We start from the raw sequence: 1070 nt of genomic DNA, 5'->3' as shown, positions 1-1070 counted from the left end.
GGTACAGCCGCTGCCACTCGTCGAATTCGCCCTCGGGCAGCGTCAGCCCGGCCGTGCCCTGCACGTCCATGGCGATCTCGCCGAGCTCGCGGTGCCAGTTGGCCCACAACAGCTTGGACACGTTGTCCTGGCCCGGCTGCTCCACATCCATGGTCGCCAGGGCGTAGGACCGCATGGCCTGCAGGCCGGTCCACGACTCGGTCAGCCGCCGGCGGATCAGCGGATCGTCGGCCGCGCCGCTGCGCTTGGCCAGCTCGACGAGGTTGGAGTGCTCGCGTGCGTACCGGATCTGCTGACCCAGCGTGGACACCCCGCGCTCGAAGGTCAGGGTGCCCATGGCCACCCGCCAGCCGTCACCGGGCTGACCGACCACCAGCGAGGCCTCCGTACGGGCGTCGTCGAAGAACACCTCGTTGAACTCGGAGTCACCGGTCAGCTGGATGATCGGGCGGATCTCGACGCCCGGCTGATCCAGCGGCACCAAGAGATAGGACAGGCCGGCGTGCCGCTTGGAGCCCTTCTCCGTACGCGCCACGACGAAGCACCACTGCGCCCAGTGGGCCAGCGACGTCCACACCTTCTGACCGTTGATAACCCACTCGTCGCCGACCAGCTCGGCCGTCGTCGCCACATTCGCCAGATCACTGCCGGCGTTGGGCTCCGAGTAGCCCTGGCTCCACAGTTCGGTGACGTCGAGGATCTTGGGCAGGAACCGCTGCTGCTGTTCGGGGGTGCCGTACTCGATGAGTGTCGGCCCGAGCAGCTCCTCGCCCAGGTGGTTGACCTTGTCGGGCGCGTTGGCGCGGGCGTACTCCTCATAGAAGGCAGGTCAATCCCGCCGCGGCCAGATGCTGATTCCACGCCCGCCGCTCTTCGAAGGCTTCGTGTTCACGCCCCGGTCCACCCAGGCCCTTGAGCGCTGCGAATTCGCCAACAAGATTGTCTGCGAGCCACTGCCGGACCTCGGCCCGGAACTCCTGGACCTCTATCACCCCTGTAGGCTAACCTACCAAGCACTTGCTTTGTTAAGGGAGCATCGATGACGAGCGATCGCCGCACCGTTCCAGCGG

Annotated in this window: 1 protein-coding gene and 1 pseudogene; both read right to left on the bottom strand. The window is 66.6% G+C overall.

All coding sequences use genetic code 11. From position 1 onward, the window contains the following. A pseudogene (ipdE1, locus tag ACWGPE_RS19245) lies at positions 1-631 on the bottom strand (acyl-CoA dehydrogenase IpdE1); the annotation flags it as partial. A gap of 184 nt (positions 632-815) precedes the next feature. Continuing rightward, positions 816-992 (bottom strand): hypothetical protein, encoded by a 177-nt coding sequence (locus ACWGPE_RS19240; protein ID WP_452049354.1) that lies wholly within the window; start codon positions 990-992, stop codon positions 816-818. Positions 993-1070 lie beyond the last annotated feature (78 nt).

The sequence above is a fragment of the Agromyces sp. NPDC055658 genome (assembly GCF_053618155.1).
Note: the sequence above shows the minus strand (reverse complement) of the source record. Positions and strands in the feature narration are given on the sequence as shown.